Source organism: Flavobacterium movens, from assembly GCF_039581425.1.
Classification (GTDB): Bacteria; Bacteroidota; Bacteroidia; order Flavobacteriales; family Flavobacteriaceae; genus Flavobacterium; species Flavobacterium luteolum.
Genome location: NZ_JBCPXY010000003.1, coordinates 412,929 through 428,331 on the forward strand (window position 1 = coordinate 412,929; position 15,403 = coordinate 428,331).

The 15,403-nt window shown below is 34.2% G+C and carries 14 protein-coding genes; 8 read left to right on the forward strand and 6 right to left on the reverse strand.

The features are described 5' to 3' along the window. Nucleotides 1–87: 87 nt before the first annotated feature. The 3 genes from AAYQ05_RS08180 to AAYQ05_RS08190 are packed head-to-tail and all read right to left on the reverse strand — an operon-like array spanning nucleotide 88 to nucleotide 3,673. Nucleotides 88–2,994 carry an FAD-binding and (Fe-S)-binding domain-containing protein gene (locus tag AAYQ05_RS08180; RefSeq protein ID WP_343542524.1) on the reverse strand — a complete coding sequence of 969 codons (2,907 nt, stop codon included), beginning with the start codon at nucleotides 2,992–2,994 and terminating at the stop codon, nucleotides 88–90. Between the two features lie 44 nt (nucleotides 2,995–3,038). Beyond that, on the reverse strand, nucleotides 3,039–3,221 hold the full coding sequence (locus AAYQ05_RS08185) for a hypothetical protein (protein WP_343542526.1): 183 nt from the start codon (nucleotides 3,219–3,221) through the stop codon (nucleotides 3,039–3,041). An 8-nt stretch (nucleotides 3,222–3,229) separates the two neighbouring features. Then, nucleotides 3,230–3,673: a DUF6896 domain-containing protein gene (locus AAYQ05_RS08190; protein WP_343542528.1), complete on the reverse strand. Its 444-nt coding sequence runs from the start codon at nucleotides 3,671–3,673 to the stop codon at nucleotides 3,230–3,232. A gap of 70 nt (nucleotides 3,674–3,743) precedes the next feature. On the opposite strand from AAYQ05_RS08190, the gene AAYQ05_RS08195 reads away from it, so the two are divergent. Further along, entirely contained in the window at nucleotides 3,744–4,640 is an 897-nt protein-coding gene (locus tag AAYQ05_RS08195) for a hypothetical protein (protein WP_343542530.1), read from the forward strand. Nucleotides 4,641–4,824: 184 nt separating this feature from the next. Next, nucleotides 4,825–5,058, forward strand: a complete 234-nt coding sequence (locus AAYQ05_RS08200) for a hypothetical protein (RefSeq protein WP_343542531.1) — start codon at nucleotides 4,825–4,827, stop codon at nucleotides 5,056–5,058. Nucleotides 5,059–5,123: 65 nt separating this feature from the next. Here AAYQ05_RS08200 and AAYQ05_RS08205 read toward each other — a convergent pair whose 3' ends face one another. Genes AAYQ05_RS08205 through AAYQ05_RS08215 form a run of 3 tightly spaced genes read right to left on the reverse strand, consistent with a single transcriptional unit; the run spans nucleotide 5,124 to nucleotide 7,877 of the window. Beyond that, nucleotides 5,124–6,317 (reverse strand): WG repeat-containing protein, encoded by a 1,194-nt coding sequence (locus AAYQ05_RS08205; protein ID WP_343542533.1) that lies wholly within the window; start codon nucleotides 6,315–6,317, stop codon nucleotides 5,124–5,126. Between the two features lie 46 nt (nucleotides 6,318–6,363). After that, on the reverse strand, nucleotides 6,364–7,320 hold the full coding sequence (locus AAYQ05_RS08210; protein ID WP_343542535.1) for a DUF3137 domain-containing protein: 957 nt from the start codon (nucleotides 7,318–7,320) through the stop codon (nucleotides 6,364–6,366). After that, nucleotides 7,320–7,877, reverse strand: coding sequence for a LemA family protein (locus tag AAYQ05_RS08215; protein ID WP_343542536.1), 558 nt, complete (start codon nucleotides 7,875–7,877; stop codon nucleotides 7,320–7,322). Before AAYQ05_RS08215 ends, AAYQ05_RS08210 begins: the two co-directional genes overlap by 1 nt. Before the next feature lie 205 nt (nucleotides 7,878–8,082). Here AAYQ05_RS08215 and AAYQ05_RS08220 point away from each other — a divergent pair, with 205 nt between their 5' ends. From AAYQ05_RS08220 to AAYQ05_RS08245, 6 genes are all read left to right on the forward strand, one after another. Then, on the forward strand, nucleotides 8,083–9,291 hold the full coding sequence (locus AAYQ05_RS08220) for an anhydro-N-acetylmuramic acid kinase (protein WP_343542538.1): 1,209 nt from the start codon (nucleotides 8,083–8,085) through the stop codon (nucleotides 9,289–9,291). Nucleotides 9,292–9,489: 198 nt separating this feature from the next. Then, nucleotides 9,490–11,064, forward strand: a complete 1,575-nt coding sequence (locus AAYQ05_RS08225; RefSeq protein WP_343542540.1) for a glycoside hydrolase family 10-like protein — start codon at nucleotides 9,490–9,492, stop codon at nucleotides 11,062–11,064. Next, nucleotides 11,051–12,373 carry an MFS transporter gene (locus AAYQ05_RS08230; RefSeq protein ID WP_343542542.1) on the forward strand — a complete coding sequence of 441 codons (1,323 nt, stop codon included), beginning with the start codon at nucleotides 11,051–11,053 and terminating at the stop codon, nucleotides 12,371–12,373. The genes AAYQ05_RS08225 and AAYQ05_RS08230 overlap by 14 nt, the downstream gene beginning before the upstream one ends. A gap of 21 nt (nucleotides 12,374–12,394) precedes the next feature. Further along, complete coding sequence (locus tag AAYQ05_RS08235; RefSeq protein ID WP_343542543.1) at nucleotides 12,395–12,736, forward strand: hypothetical protein; 342 nt, start codon at nucleotides 12,395–12,397, stop codon at nucleotides 12,734–12,736. A 129-nt stretch (nucleotides 12,737–12,865) separates the two neighbouring features. Continuing rightward, nucleotides 12,866–14,479 carry a glycoside hydrolase family 3 protein gene (locus tag AAYQ05_RS08240; RefSeq protein ID WP_343542545.1) on the forward strand — a complete coding sequence of 538 codons (1,614 nt, stop codon included), beginning with the start codon at nucleotides 12,866–12,868 and terminating at the stop codon, nucleotides 14,477–14,479. A 125-nt stretch (nucleotides 14,480–14,604) separates the two neighbouring features. Then, nucleotides 14,605–15,243, forward strand: coding sequence for a peroxiredoxin (locus tag AAYQ05_RS08245; RefSeq protein ID WP_012024184.1), 639 nt, complete (start codon nucleotides 14,605–14,607; stop codon nucleotides 15,241–15,243). Nucleotides 15,244–15,403: the final 160 nt, after the last annotated feature.

The window sequence follows — 15,403 nt, forward strand, 5'->3', positions numbered from 1 at the left end:
ATCTGCCAAATCTGCGTAAAACAAAAAAACTTTGCGTTCTTAGCATAATTCTTAGCTCCCGATAGCTATCGGGATTGCGGTTAAACTTTACTTCAAGCAATTTCTCAAAATACTAACCGGATGCTGTGCTTCACGTTTTGTCCCGTCGTAAATTTGATGGCGACAGCTCGTTCCTGCAGCGGCAATTTTTACGTTTTCGGCAGTGTTGCGCACTTTTGGAAAAAGCGTGTCCTCTCCCATTTGCATACTTACTTGATAATGTTCTTTTTCATAACCAAAAGAACCAGCCATTCCGCAACAACCCGAATTGTAAATCGTAACTGTATTATTTTTAGGAAGATTCAGCATCGCAAAAGTCGCTTCAACAGAACTTAATGATTTCTGGTGGCAATGTCCGTGAATTTTAATTTCTTTCGCTTCTTCTGAGAATGAATCTGGCGTTATCTTTCCGTCGATGATTTCTTTTTTGAAGAATTCTTCAATTGTAAAAGCGTTTTGCGAAATACGTTCCGAATTTTCTTTATCCGATGCCAATCGTAAATATTCATCTCTAAAAGTCAAAATCGCCGAAGGTTCAATTCCGATTAAAGGCGTATTGCTCGAAATCAAATCTTTAAAAATATTCACATTAATATCGGTTATCTTTTTGGCTTCTTCCAGAAATCCTTTCGATAAGTAAGTTCTGCCACTTTCTTCATGATTCACGATTAAAACTTCGTAACCTAATTTCGTCAATAATTCAAAAGCATCGATTCCGATATTTACGTCGTAATAATTAGTAAATTCATCAACAAATAAATATAATTGACCGTTTGGAAAATCGGCGTTTTTAAGTTTATTATTTTCATACCATTTTCTAAAAGTCTTTTTCGCCAAAAGCGGCACTTGTCTTTCTGGCGCAATTCCCATTGTTTTTTTCACCAATGACTGATTCGAAATAAAATTCGTAATCGACGGGAATTTGCTTCCCATTTTATTCAATTTGGCGTTATTCGCAAAAATTTTATTCCTGGTCGAAAATCCGTTTGCTTTTTGATATTGATATAAAAATTCCGCTTTAAGAGTCGCAACGTCAACATTACTCGGACATTCGCTTGCGCAGGCTTTACAGCTTACGCACAACTCAAAAACTTCGTATAATTCTTTCTGATCAAATTTGTTTTCTTTTTCAGAATAGGTCAAATATTCGCGTAATGCATTTGCTCTTGCACGAGTGGTTTCTTTTTCATTTCGCGTCGCACGATAACTCGGACACATCGCTCCGCCCGCCGATGGCATTTTCCGGCAATCGCCAGAACCGTTACATTTTTCGGCCGCACGTAAAATTCCTAAACTATCTGAGAAATCCTGAAACGTTTTAATATCCGGTTCTACTCTTCCTGAAATCACACGATGGTTTTCGTCCATTTTTAAAGCGTTGACAATCTTCCCGATATTTAAAACCGAATTCGGGTCAAACGCTAATTTGATTCTTTTCAGCAATTCGTAATTCTTCTCGCCAATCATAAACGGAATAAATTCACCGCGCACGATTCCGTCGCCATGTTCACCGCTTAGTGAACCTCTATATTTTTTCACCAAATGCGCCACTTCGGTCGCAATGGTTCTGAATAATTTTAAATCTTCCGTTTTCTTCAAATTCAAAACCGGACGCAAATGCAATTCTCCCGCACCGGCATGCGCATAATAAATCGCTTCCTGTCCGTAACGCAACATCATCGCCGAAAACTCTGCAATATACGCTGGCAAATCGCTTAATTCTACGGCTGTATCTTCAATAGAATCGGCTGCTTTGTCGTCGCCTACGATACTTCCTAAAAGTCCGAGTCCGGCTTTTCTCAGTTCGTTGGCTTTATCAATATCTGGTCCAAATAATTTAACGCTGGCATATCCAAAATTGTGTTTTTCTAAATCGGCGATTAAAGCATTGGCCTGATTTTCTGCATCTTCTAAAGTGTGCGACGCTACTTCAAACAACATAATTGCTTTGGGTTCGCCAACCAAAAAGAAACGATTTTTAATGTGCTCACGATTGGTTTTCGTACAATCCAAAATCGTGTCGTCGATCATTTCGCAAGTGTATAAATGATGCTTCATTGCCACGACAACCGATTCTAACGATTCCTGAATTGTATGATAATGTGCCACTACCATAATACTGTGAGGCGGTGGCAGATCGTCTACTTTTAAAGTGATTTCGGTTGTAAAGGCCAAAGTTCCTTCACTTCCGCAAAGTAGTTTTCCTAAGTTTATCGTAGGTTCTGTTCCGCCAAATAGTTCTGATCGTAACAGAATATCAACGGCGTAGCCTGTATTTCGTCTGTGAATTTCTGGTTTTGGAAACTCTTTTATAATTTCTTCCTGATTTTCTTTTACCGAAAGTTCGTCGTAAACGCTTTTGTAGATTTTATTTTCTAAAGAATCTCCTTTGGTTTTCTCGATAAATTCCGCCGAAGTCAATTCGCCAAAAGCCACTTCTGTTCCGTCGCTCAAAATCGCTTTTACTTCAGCAATTTTATCGCGCGTAACGCCATAACGAATCGAAGTGGTTCCAGAGGAATTATTTCCCACCATTCCGCCAATCATCGCGCGATTTGAAGTAGAAGTAATTGGCGCGAAAAATACATCATAAGGTTTTAAATATAAATTCAGTTCGTCGCGAATAACGCCCGGCTGAACCGTAACCGTTTTTTTCTCGGCATCGTAACCTAATATTTTGGTAAAATGTTTCGAAACATCAACCACAAGTCCGTCACCAACGGCTTGTCCTGCAAGTGAAGTTCCAGCGGTTCTTGGCGTAATTGAAATATTATGTTTTCCCGCAAAGCGAATTAACTTGCTAATATCAGCCACAGATTTAGGCAAAGCCACTGCATTTGGCCGAATCCGGTACACTGATGCGTCTGTCGAATAAAGTGTTTTATGAAGATCATCGTATAAAAGTATGCCTTCGAGTTCGCCGGCTAATTGCTCTAAATCCTTAAGTATTGACATTTTTGCTTTTCTTTTGAAGTACAAAAATAGTTATTTTTTTAGGTTCAAAGGTTTAGAGTTACAAAGTGGCAGAGGTTTTCTTTGATGCTGTTTTTAGGTTGGAATTTTAAATCAGGAGCTATTTCCTGCTGTCCGCTATATTCCCGATAAACAAAAACAAAGCTTTTAACCGTAGTTTTTGTTTTTCGGGAGATGCCGCTCCCATCGGGGCAGGCACTTGGTTTCATAAGAAGGTTTATTGAAGAAAAAACGATTCCTGAACAACTCTATAACATTTAAAAACACATCCAAAAGCTTTTCCTTCAATTCTCTCAAAAGTTAACCATTCTAAAATTCCTTTATTTATAAGCTGGTAAAGTGCATACTCGATATAATTTTCACTATAATTTAATTTTTGATATTCTGGATGTGTTTTAATAAACTCTGTAATTTCCCATTGAGTAAATTCGATGATATCCTTTTCAAAAATTGAAATATCGTAAGCATAAGTAACTCCATCTTTTTTTGCAGTGCATCCACTTCCGTGAAAATAATATTCAATCCCCTCAATTGAACCTACTCTTTCAAAGAAAGTAATTGAAAATGAACATGGATTTATGTCTTTTTGGTATTTATCTTTTAATAAAGCTTCGAAGCTTCTGATAAATGTAATGTAGTCTGTTAAGATTTTTTCGATCATAATTAAAACAAATATCCAAAACTTTATATATTTAGCCTGATATTCTTTTTAAAATAATTCCAAAAACACAATGGCAACAGACGGCGTAAAAATAATCGATGGTGATTTAGCTCGAGATACTTACGAATTAATAATGGATTTATATGACAGCGATGCAACTATAGAAACCATTAAAAAAGAAATTCCTTTTATCATAGAAGATTACGGCGACGATACCGATTTCTATCACGAAATTTTTGTAACATCTTATGCACTTGCTTTTTGGGAAATTGGTGAATTAACCGAAGAAATTCTTGAAGAAGTAAAACGTGTTATTGAAATAAAAGCTGGGGTAAAAATATGGACTGAGGAATGCGATGCCAATGAAGGTAAAAAAAGACAAAAAGAGCTTGATAAACTTTTAAAGAAAATAAATCAGCCAAATTTGAAAGTTAGAAAAAGAAAAAAATACAGGATTATTAAAAATCTATATTTTCAGCCAAATGATTTGCTAACTTTCCAACTTTCAGACAATAATTATTATGCCGTAATTTGCGCCAAAGTTACACAACAAAGAGGACAATGTTCATATGATTTGGCTATCACAACATATAAAGGCGTAAACAAGCCAACTGTTGAAGATTTAAAATCTTGTTTCATTTCTGGCAGAAAAATTCCTTCAACTTATGATTGGAAAACCATTTTAGAGCAACAGCCAAATGTAGATGAAATTTGGGAATATGCTAATCAAGATAATTTTTTATTTGGACTTTGCTATCATTTAGTAACTCATAGAGATATTATATCTTTTAAAGATAAATTTGAAGTTATTGGTACACTTAAAATTAAAGAAAGTTTCAAAAAAGATGGAAGCTATGGTTATGAATCTTCTTTTGATAGATTTGAAAGCATATTTTCTGATCTTGATAATCATATGAAAATATTTCGTGAAGAAAAATATCCTGTATCTTTACTTTGTGAATTTTAAAACATAATCCTTTTCTTACTTTAAAATATTTTTTTGATATCTTTACAATCCTAAACACAAAGAAATATGATATCAAAAAAACTTTTGCCCGTGCGGTATGGTGGCGGTATTGGAAACAACTGCAACGCACTTTGTGGCGTAGGACACCTTAGCTGTGCGGGTTCTTTTCCTAAACACAAAGATTATGAGTACAAACACAATTTCAAAACAGACTGAAATCAAGCTTTTGAATTTCTTCAACGAAAGAATCGATCCTGTTGAAATGGCTAAAACTTTAAGGCAGGTAAATTTTACACTCGCTTTATGCGTTTTGAGCGAACATGAAACATTTCAAAGCGAAATCATCAAATTAAGAGACAGTTTTTACTGGCTCAATGAATTGGCTGAAACTCTAAATCCTTATTTGGAATTGACGTAGAATTTAAAATGAAACCCCTCGATTTTAAAAAATCTAGGGGTTTATTTGTTGCAATAATTGTTTTTTTATTTTTTAATCCTATAATTATCCAATCCTAACTTACTTAATTTTCTACAATTTTTTACACACTCCAGCTTTTCATTAAAATAAATGCTTTGTTCGTCTTTTGTGAATCTATATTCCAGCGAAGGGTAAATGGTAATAAAGTCATCCGATAGAATTGCTTCATCAAAAATAAATGGCAGTATAATTTTTCCATCTCTATCAATAGCACCATATTTATCTTTCTGTTTTACAACAAAAAAATCAGCCGTGCTCATGAGGGCTTCTTCATATTTAAAATCAATTACTACATTGTTAGATTTATTAATATATCCCCATTTACCTTTTTTCTTGGCTGGTATATAATCCTTTAAACCTAACTGAATTGAATCATACTTAAAAGGGATAATCACTTTACCAACACTATCTAAAAGCCCTACTTTACCTTCTTTTTCTGCAACAATCTGATTCAAATATAAATCCGAAAGCGATTCATAATTATTTGGAATTACTATTTTACCACTTCTGTCAATCATTCCGATTTTCTTATTTAGCTTATATTTCGCTCGATTGTTATAGAATGAAGAGACAGCGTCGTACACAAAAGGTGCGATTATATTTCCTTCATTATCAATTAATCCCCATTTTCCATTTTTTGAAGCTACAGCTGATCCTGTTTCGTCAAAGGCATACAAGTTGTTAAGTTCAATAGGATAAATAATTTTGAGTTGCTCGTTAATAAGTCCTATTTTTTCATTTAGACAAATTCTTGATAGTCCTTTATAAAACCAGAGATCTTGATCATATTGTATTGGAAGCAAAATCTGATCTGTTTTGTCAATCAAACCATATTTATTATTTTTTTTTACCGAAGCATAATTTTTATCTTGAAATCTAAAAAGCCCTTCATATTTTGCAGGAATAACCATTTTGCCAGCAGAATCTACTGCACCCCAGAGATCATTTTTTTTAACCGCTATTGGAAATTGCATATCAAAAACGTCAACATCTTGATATTCTACTGGTATAACTAAGTTCCCTTTTTTATCCTTTAAACCAACTTTGCCATTTATTACAACTTTTTCAAATGACAGCCCAGAATAATCTACAGATACAGTAGGACCTAAATCCGAAACATTTTCCTGAGCATAAACAGCATTATTAAAAAGCACATTTATAGAAACTCCCAATAACATTGTAAATATTGTATTCTTCATAGTATCGTAAAAAAATCAAATTGTGATTGCTACTTTATAAAACCTTTTACTCTTTCCCCCAAATCCTGGTATTCAAATCCAATTCATGTACAATATCATGCATAAACTGAACAATCGAAAGATCATCGGTTAGTAAATCGGGAGCTAAAAGTGAGGAATGAATTGGCGCTTCAAAGTAATTTTGAGACAAAGGGAAAGCGATATACATTTTAGAATTAATAAACGATATTGAAATTGTATCCTCCGATTTTTGATTTAAATCCAAAATCCTTTCCATCATAGCGGGCGTTAAAATGTATCGCGCTTCGATTTGATTTTTGGAATAGGTTACAAATATTTCGTCAAAGACTTTATTTTCTAATTGAACTAACTCGGAATTGCCTAAACTGAAAACGTTTTTCGAAAACCATGAACCAATAGCATCTGTAATACCTTTTGGACGCACAATAGTCGAAACATTAAAGTTTTTATTGAAATCAGCTACAAAAACAATTCCTTTAAAGATGGTGTGCCAAGTTGTTTTTGTCCCATTTTTATCACGAGTTTCTGTTTTATATTCAGCATGAGCTTCGGCAAACCAAAAAGAAGTTTTATCTGCTGTTCCACTTATTAAATCTTGCGTTTTATAGCGATCTGGTTTGGTTGTAAAAAGCTCCGAGCTTATAAATTCGTATTCTGGAAGCCCACTTTTTGGCGTTATAGTCAGCGTATCGTCGATGTCTTTTAACGCCGCTCCAACAATACTCATTTTATAAGCCTCTTTGTATTTTTTGACATCGTCATCTATTCTAAAATACATTACGATTCCAACAATTAAAGGAACTAGTCCTAATATTACTGCAAAAACTCCTAATCCTATAAATATACTTACAGCTATAATTATTGCGGCAAGACCAAATAAGATATAGCTGGTTTTATAGGTCTCTGCTATTTTTTTTCGATCAACTTCTAAAGTATTCAGAATGTCCTGCAAGTTTGCTTTCGATTTTATTTCTGAATCCATTAATTGTTAAATAGTTCTTTTGCACTAATATTTTTGCGTTCTTCTTCTGGCGTTTCTAAAACATCAATTTTAGTATAACTCAACATTCCTGCAAACATATTGCCTGGAAACATCATAATCGCATTATTATAATCGGTCACTACTGCATTGTAAGTTCTTCTTGCTGCAGCGATTTGCTCTTCACTTTCTGTCCAAGTTGTTTGCAGATTTAAAAAATTCGTATTTGCTTTTAGATCTGGATAATTTTCAACCGTTACCATTAAGCCTTTTACAGCAGAACTTAATTCGGTATCCAAACTTGCTTTCTCTTTGTCTGTTAAAGTTCCTGAAGTAGCTTTTGAACGGAGCTCCACGATTTTAGTCAAAGTGCTTTGTTCATAATTCGTGTATTGTTTTACGACTTCAACTAGATTCGGAATCAAATCGAAACGTTTTTTCAACATTACATCAATTGCAGAAAAAGCATTCGCAACCTGATTTCTTTTTCCGATAAGTGAATTGTAGATTACTATTCCGATGATAAAAAGGAAAACAAAAATTCCTATAATAACTAACATATATATATATTTTAAATTGGTTATCAGCAAATATATAGAAAAGACAGGAAGTTTGAATTATTTTTTTAGGATTTTTACCACAAAATATTATTCTACAATAGTGGCATTCAAAAAATAAAAATTGTCTAAAATCTATAGTTTTATATCTGAAATAATCTCATTTTAGCGTTTCCAAATTAATTGCGTTTTTTTAAGATTAGTTGAAATGAATAAAAACATAAAAGCTCTCTACGAAATTGCCCAAAAAGATACTCGAAAAATAGTAGGTTTAATGTCAGGAACTTCACTTGACGGACTTGATCTGGCTCTTTGCGAAGTTTCGGGCGAAGGCGGAAATACTGTTGTCAAAATCGAACACTTTGAAACCATTGATTACAACGAAGACATTAAAACCGAAATCAGAAAAGTGTTTGCTAAAAAGACAATTGATTTTCAGCATTTGGTTTTATTGAACGAATGGATTGCAAACCTGCATGCCGGAATGATCAACGATTGTCTTTCTAAATGGAATATTCCCGCAAGCGAAGTCGATTTAATTGCCTCACACGGACAAACGGTTCTGCATGCGCCAAAGTTTTTGCATCAGCAGGAAAAATTTCCAAATGCGACTTTGCAAATTGGCGATGGCGATCATATTGCAGTAAAAACCGGAATTATAACGTTATCAGATTTCAGACAAAAACAGGTGGCTGCAGGTGGCGAAGGCGCGCCTTTGGCAGTTTATGGCGATTATTTGTTATTCAGTAAAAAAGGCGAAAACCGAATTATGCTGAACATGGGCGGAATTGCAAATTTCACTTATTTACCAGCTTCACAAAACGCCGAAGAGGTCTTTGTAACCGATACTGGAACTGCAAATACTTTAATCGATATTTTTACCAAACAGTTTTTTCCTGAAAAAAGCTTCGATAAAGACGCAGAGATTGCTAAAAAAGGAACTGTAAATCAGGAACTTTTAAGCAAATTAAAAAGTGACGCTTTCTTCCAGAAAAGCTTTCCAAAAACTATCGGTCAGGAATTGTTTAATCACGATTTTGTAAACTCGGCTCTGGTAAAATTAAGTTTACAAAACATTTCGGCATCAGATTTGCTGGCAACTTTAACACGCTTGAGCGCAGAAACGATTGCCGAAGCGGTTTTGTTTGTTGTAGAAAATACTAAAACACCAATCGAAGAGTTTACAGTTTATATGTCTGGCGGTGGTGCAAGAAATCCGTTATTAGTGAGCTGGTTACAGGATTTATTGCCTTGTAGATTTGAAAAAAGCGACGTTCTCGGAATTTCAGGCGATGCAAAAGAAGCGGTCTTATTTGCCGTTTTGGCCAATGAAACTGTTGCAGGTGGCAATTATAATTTTGGTTCGCAAAAAGGAATTCCGTCAGTAACAATGGGGAAAATTTCTTTCCCTGATTAAAGATAGCCACGAATTCACGAATTTATTTAAAAATCTATGCAGAAAAAACGTGATTAATTAAACGAATTATACTTACTTGGATTATATAAAATGATTCGTGAATTCGTAGCGGGAAAACTTTGATTAAAAAAAATTCGTGAATTCGTGGCAGAAAAAAAATTAAGCCTATTTTTGGTTCTTGTTAAAATAAAGATTGAAATGCATAAAAATCAGCACTTACTATACTCTCTCCTATTTTTGTTTTTCTTTGGATGGAAATCTGTTTCTCAGGAAAAAATACTGCATCCTAAAAATGAATTTAGAGGAGTCTGGATTGCAACAGTCGTAAACATTGACTGGCCACAAAAAGCAACAGACAACGTAGAAAAAGAAAAAGCTGATTATCTTGAAATTTTAGAAGCGTATAAAAAACTGAATTACAATGCTGTAATCGTTCAGGTTAGAAGTGTTGGCGATGCTATTTATCCTTCAGAATTTGCGCCTTGGTCTCGATTTTTAACTGGAAAAGAAGGCTTGGCTCCAAACCCATATTACGACACTCTAGAGTGGATGATTGAACAAGCACATAACCGTGGATTTGAATTTCACGCTTGGTTAAATCCATATCGTGCAACTTTCGACTTAAATAAAAATCTTTTAAGCCCTGGACACGATTTTTTTAAACATCCGGAATGGATGATTGAATATGGGGGAAAATATTATTACAATCCTGCATTACCAGAAGTTCAGGCACATTTAACTAAAGTAGTAAAAGAAGTCGTGGACAAATATGATATCGACGCAATTCATTTTGACGATTATTTTTACCCTTATGCGGTTCCTGGAAAAGTGTTTAACGATACTGCATCTTACAAAAAATACGGAGCTGGTTTGAGCCTTTCTGATTGGCGCCGTGCGAATGTGAGCAATTTTGTGCATGCTATTTCTACAACTATCAAAGAAAGCAAACCTTGGGTACAATTTGGAATTAGTCCGTTTGGGGTTTGGCGAAACAAATCTCAAGATCCGAGAGGGTCTGAAACACAATCTACATCAAATTATGATGATCTATACGCAGATCCGATGTTATGGATGGATCAAAAATGGATCGATTATATCTTGCCTCAATTGTATTGGAGCATGAACAATACCAGAGCATCTTACTCTAAACTGGTAAAATGGTGGTCTGAAAATACGAATCCTAATACTGCTATCTACATCGGACATGCTACTTACAAAATTAGAGCCGATGGTGATAAAAACTGGAATTACATGACCGAAATTCCAACTCAAATTGATTTTTTAAGGACTTTTAAAAATGTTTCCGGAAGTGCTTATTTCAGTTCAAAATGGTTTATGGGCAAAAATTTCGACGTAGTGCGTCATTTAGAAGAAAACCAATATAAATATCCTGCACTTCCTGCAGCGGTTCCAAATTTAAGACACGTAATTATTGATACGCCAAAAGTTTTGGAATATAGCAAAGACAGCATTAAATACAACTTTACATTCCAAAGTCCACTAAATACAAAAGTTCGTTATATGGTGGTTTATGGAGGCGATCACGTTTCGAAAATTGATATTAACGACGCAACAAAAATCGTTGAAAAAGTAACTGTAAAAGAAGCTGACGGAAAAATCAATTTCTCTATCGCAGCAGGAAAACTAAATCTTTACAAAGCCTGCGCTGTAACTTTTATTGATTATTATGCCAACGAAAGCACCCCAACTGCTATTGACTTAAAAAAACCATTTAAAAACTATACACCAAATCAGCCTAATGAAAATAGATAATAAACCTTGGTTCTGGATTCCGCTTCTAAACTTCGCTTCAGGATTACCGTATGCCATAATTATTTCGGTTTCGGTAATTATGTACAAAAATCTAGGAATTACAAATGAAGACATTGGAGTCTATACCAGTTTATTATATCTTCCATGGGTTATTAAGCCACTTTGGAGTCCGCTTATAGAATTAATTGGAACCAAAAGAAAATGGTTTCTGCTGATGCAACTGATTATTTCAATTGCATTTCTATTGGTTGGCTTTACCATTCCGCTCGACAGATTTTTCATCATGACCTTATCAATTTTCTGGGTCGCAGCTTTTGCTTCAGCTTCCAATGATATTGCGACTGATGGCTTCTATTTATTGGTTTTACCCGAAGACAAACAATCTTTTTTTATTGGAATCAGAAGTACTTTTTACAGACTTTCAATGCTTGCAGGAAACGGTTTGGTAGTACTTTTTGCTGGATATTTGGAACATAAATACGGAGACAATACCAAAGCTTGGTCATATACCATGATTTGTGTAGGTTTATTGATGGTGTTTATTACTGCTTACAATTTCATTTTCACACCAAAAAATGAAATTAATGCTGTAGAAAATAAGAAAGAAACACCTCATCAAAACTTCGCAACTATATTTACCAGCTTCTTCCAGAAAAAACAAATTGGTTTAATTTTAACTTTTATATTGGTTTTCAGATTAGGAGAATCGCAATTATTGAAAATGTTGAGTCCTTTCTTGCTTGATAAAAGAGAACTAGGCGGAATGGGATTAGACACTGAAGCTGTTGGAATTATCTACGGGACATTAGGAATTTTTGCCCTTACGGTTGGCGGTATTTTAGGTGGAATTGCCATTTCTAAACATGGTCTAACAAAATGGATGCTTCCGATGTTTTTAGCAATGCACCTTCCTATACTTGGTTTTATTGGCTTAGCTCATTTTCAGCCACAAGAGCTTTTTCACCTTCATATAAATTTATATTTTTTCGAAATAAATTCTCCATTAAATCTTTATACTTGCATTACGGTTGTTCTGGAACAATTTGGTTACGGCTTTGGATTTACAGGTTTTATGATGTATTTAATTCATGTGGCAGAAGGCGAATCGAAAACAGCGCATTATGCACTTGCAACTGGTTTTATGGCATTAGGAATGATGCTTCCAGGAATGTTGAGCGGTTATATTCAGAATTTTTTAGGCTATCAAAACTTCTTTGTTTGGGTTTTAATAGCTACAATTCCAGGTCTTATTTTATCACGTTTTTTAACTTTCCCAAAAGATTTTGGGAAGAAATCAGAAGAAGTTTAAACCCCAAATCAAACTTTACCTATGGAAATCAATGAAAATTTGCAGAACGAACGAAATCTGAAAGGAGCTGAGTTCGAAAAAACTGGAAATCTTGAGAAAGCAATTGAATTGTATGAAGAAAATGCTACTGAAGGCTTTAAAGGAAATCATCCATATGATCGATTAGCTACGATCTACAAAAACCAAAATGACCTTGAAAATGAAATCAGGATTTTAGAAAAGGCTATTTTGGTTTACGAAGAAATCACCCTTGTAGATCGATTAGAAGGATTACCAAAACTTTTCCGTTTCAAAAACCGATTGGAAAAAGCGCTTGAAACCAAAAAGCAATTAGCCAAACAAAAGAAAGCCAAATTAAAGTAAGCGAATAAAAATAATTGTGTCCTTTTAAGAAGAACACAACTTATTTTAAAATCAAATTATACCATCATTCCGAATTATCTGTCCTAAAAAAATAGATAATAAAGTTTGCATGAAAAAGCCTTTATAATAATGAAAATTACAGCCGAAGCATTACGCCAAAGAATAGGACAATTCTTTTTTCCTGCCGTGTTCATCAACGACACCGAAGAAAATATTCAAGAAACCGAGCGCCTTATAAAAGAACATAATATTGGCGGATTGACTTTTTTCCATAGTCGCGCAAGCGCTGCAACCAATTACGAGAGTAAGAAAAAAGTAGTTTTTAATGACGACAGCTACGAAAAAATTAAAGCCTTAATTGCTCGTTACCAAAAAGCCGCTTCTACTCCACTTTTAATCAGTATTGATGCAGAATGGGGATTGGCCATGCGAATTGAAAAAACACCTCAATATCCTTATGCGATTACGCTTGGCGCTTTGCCAGAAAACAAATCTAATTTAGTTTACGAAGTTGGAAAACAAATTGGGTTAGATTTAAAAGCAGCGGGAATTCAGTATAACTTATCGCCTTTGGCAGACATCAACAATAATCCAAATAATCCGGTTATTGGTTATCGTTCATTTGGTGAAAACAAAGAAAAAGTAGCCGATTTTTCGGTTGAATATTTAAAAGGAATGTCGGAAGTTGGCGTTTTAGGCTGTCTGAAACATTTTCCAGGGCACGGAAATACCAATGTTGATTCGCATTTGGGATTACCTGTTTTAAAGGAAACTTTAGAAGAATTGATGGAAAACGAATTATATCCGTTTATCAAAGGAATCGAAAACAATGTCGATTCAATTATGATTGGACATTTGGCAGTTCCAAGTTTAAATGACGGAAAAGATACTTCTGCAACTTTATCAAAAGCGGTTATTCAGGATCTTTTGCGTGAAAAATTAGGTTATAAAGGTTTAATAATTTCTGACGCATTAAACATGCACAGTGTTTCTAAATTATATGAAACTAAAGGACAATTAGAATGGGAAGCTTTTAATGCCGGAAACGATGTTTTATGCTTCGCAGAAAATGTTCCCGAAGGAATTGAAGAAATTTTGAAAAATGCATCGCCAGAACGCATCGAAGAAAGTTTTAACCGAATTATGAAAGCGAAAGAAAAAGCTGGAATTCTTTCTGGAAGTACTGCGGTTTCTGGCGAATTGGATTTCGAAAAAACATCAAAAATAAACTTAGAAATTGCACAAAATGCAATTACTAAAATTATAGATAACTCAAGTGCTGAACTAGCTTTTGAAGCACAGAAAAACAATAAACTTGCTAAACTGAGTTTATATAAAAATACCGAAAATACATTTTTCAAAACACTAAATTCAAAACTGAATTCTCCAGAATTTGCTTTTGAAAATCTAGAAGTTTCAGATATTTCATCAATTCAAAAAGAATTAGACAATTTCGAAACGATTTTAATTTCATTATTTGTTCCAAAAGCAAAACCTCTAAATAATTTCGAAATTGATAATGAAGTTTTAAAACTACTTTCTGAATTATTGCAGACTAAAAAATGCATCGTATTTGTTTTCGGAAATCCGTATGCATTGCCTTTAATTCCGAATCTGAAAAAGGCTTCAGGACTATTTGAAGCGTATCAAGATTTTGAAGAATTTCAAAAAACTGTGGGAATTCAATTTTTAGAAAAAAATAGTTCATCAGGCGTCTTACCCGTAAATATTGACATTCAATAAGTTAAAAGATTAAATAGTCAAAATTTATCAACTTATAAGTTTTTATAATCACAACTTATTGTAAGTACCTATACTTATGCCCTACTTTTGCACCAGAAATAAATTTTTAACGTAAAACGAAAAATATGTCTTTAGTAGGAAAAAAATTCCCAAGTATTGCAGTAGATGCTATCTCAGAAATGGGTGATAATTTAAAAATCAACATTTTTGAAGAAGCAGTAAACAACAACAAAAAAGTATTATTGTTTTGGTACCCAAAAGATTTCACTTTTGTATGCCCAACTGAATTACACGCCTTTCAAGCTGCATTACCAGAATTCGAAAAAAGAAATACTATCGTAATTGGTGCTTCTTGTGATACTAACGAAGTTCACTTTGCTTGGTTAAACACGCCAAAAAACAATGGTGGAATCGAAGGTGTTACTTACCCAATCTTAGCAGATACAAACCGTAACTTAGCTAATATTTTAGGTATTCTTGATATCGAATCTACAAGCTACAGCGAAGACACTGATTCAGTTATCATCGAAGGTTCAAACGTAACTTACAGAGCTACTTACCTAATTGACGAAACTGGAAAAATCTTCCACGAAAGTGTTAACGATATGCCATTAGGACGTAACGTAAACGAATACTTAAGAATGGTTGACGCTTACACACACATCCAAACTAAAGGTGAAGTTTGTCCAGCAAACTGGGAAGCTGGTAAAGAAGCTATGTCTGCAGACAGAATCAGTACTGCTGAATACTTAAGCGCAAACTAATTTTTAATTAGTTTCTAAGATACTAAGATGCTAAGGTTCTAAGATTTACTCTTAGGCCTTAGTAACTTAGAAATCTAATCCTCTCTCAAAAAATCTCAAAAAATTATAGTTGCTAAAATCCACAAAGGTTCAAAAACTCAGAACCTTAGAATCTTAGCAC

Coding starts and splice junctions, on each gene's coding strand:
- AAYQ05_RS08180 (WP_343542524.1), bottom strand. CDS start 2,994: ATGTCAATACTTAAGGATTTAGAGCAATTAGCCGGCGAACTCGAAGGC.
- AAYQ05_RS08185 (WP_343542526.1), bottom strand. CDS start 3,221: ATGAAACCAAGTGCCTGCCCCGATGGGAGCGGCATCTCCCGAAAAACA.
- AAYQ05_RS08190 (WP_343542528.1), bottom strand. CDS start 3,673: ATGATCGAAAAAATCTTAACAGACTACATTACATTTATCAGAAGCTTC.
- AAYQ05_RS08195 (WP_343542530.1), top strand. CDS start 3,744: ATGGCAACAGACGGCGTAAAAATAATCGATGGTGATTTAGCTCGAGAT.
- AAYQ05_RS08200 (WP_343542531.1), top strand. CDS start 4,825: ATGAGTACAAACACAATTTCAAAACAGACTGAAATCAAGCTTTTGAAT.
- AAYQ05_RS08205 (WP_343542533.1), bottom strand. CDS start 6,317: ATGAAGAATACAATATTTACAATGTTATTGGGAGTTTCTATAAATGTG.
- AAYQ05_RS08210 (WP_343542535.1), bottom strand. CDS start 7,320: ATGGATTCAGAAATAAAATCGAAAGCAAACTTGCAGGACATTCTGAAT.
- AAYQ05_RS08215 (WP_343542536.1), bottom strand. CDS start 7,877: ATGTTAGTTATTATAGGAATTTTTGTTTTCCTTTTTATCATCGGAATA.
- AAYQ05_RS08220 (WP_343542538.1), top strand. CDS start 8,083: ATGAATAAAAACATAAAAGCTCTCTACGAAATTGCCCAAAAAGATACT.
- AAYQ05_RS08225 (WP_343542540.1), top strand. CDS start 9,490: ATGCATAAAAATCAGCACTTACTATACTCTCTCCTATTTTTGTTTTTC.
- AAYQ05_RS08230 (WP_343542542.1), top strand. CDS start 11,051: ATGAAAATAGATAATAAACCTTGGTTCTGGATTCCGCTTCTAAACTTC.
- AAYQ05_RS08235 (WP_343542543.1), top strand. CDS start 12,395: ATGGAAATCAATGAAAATTTGCAGAACGAACGAAATCTGAAAGGAGCT.
- AAYQ05_RS08240 (WP_343542545.1), top strand. CDS start 12,866: ATGAAAATTACAGCCGAAGCATTACGCCAAAGAATAGGACAATTCTTT.
- AAYQ05_RS08245 (WP_012024184.1), top strand. CDS start 14,605: ATGTCTTTAGTAGGAAAAAAATTCCCAAGTATTGCAGTAGATGCTATC.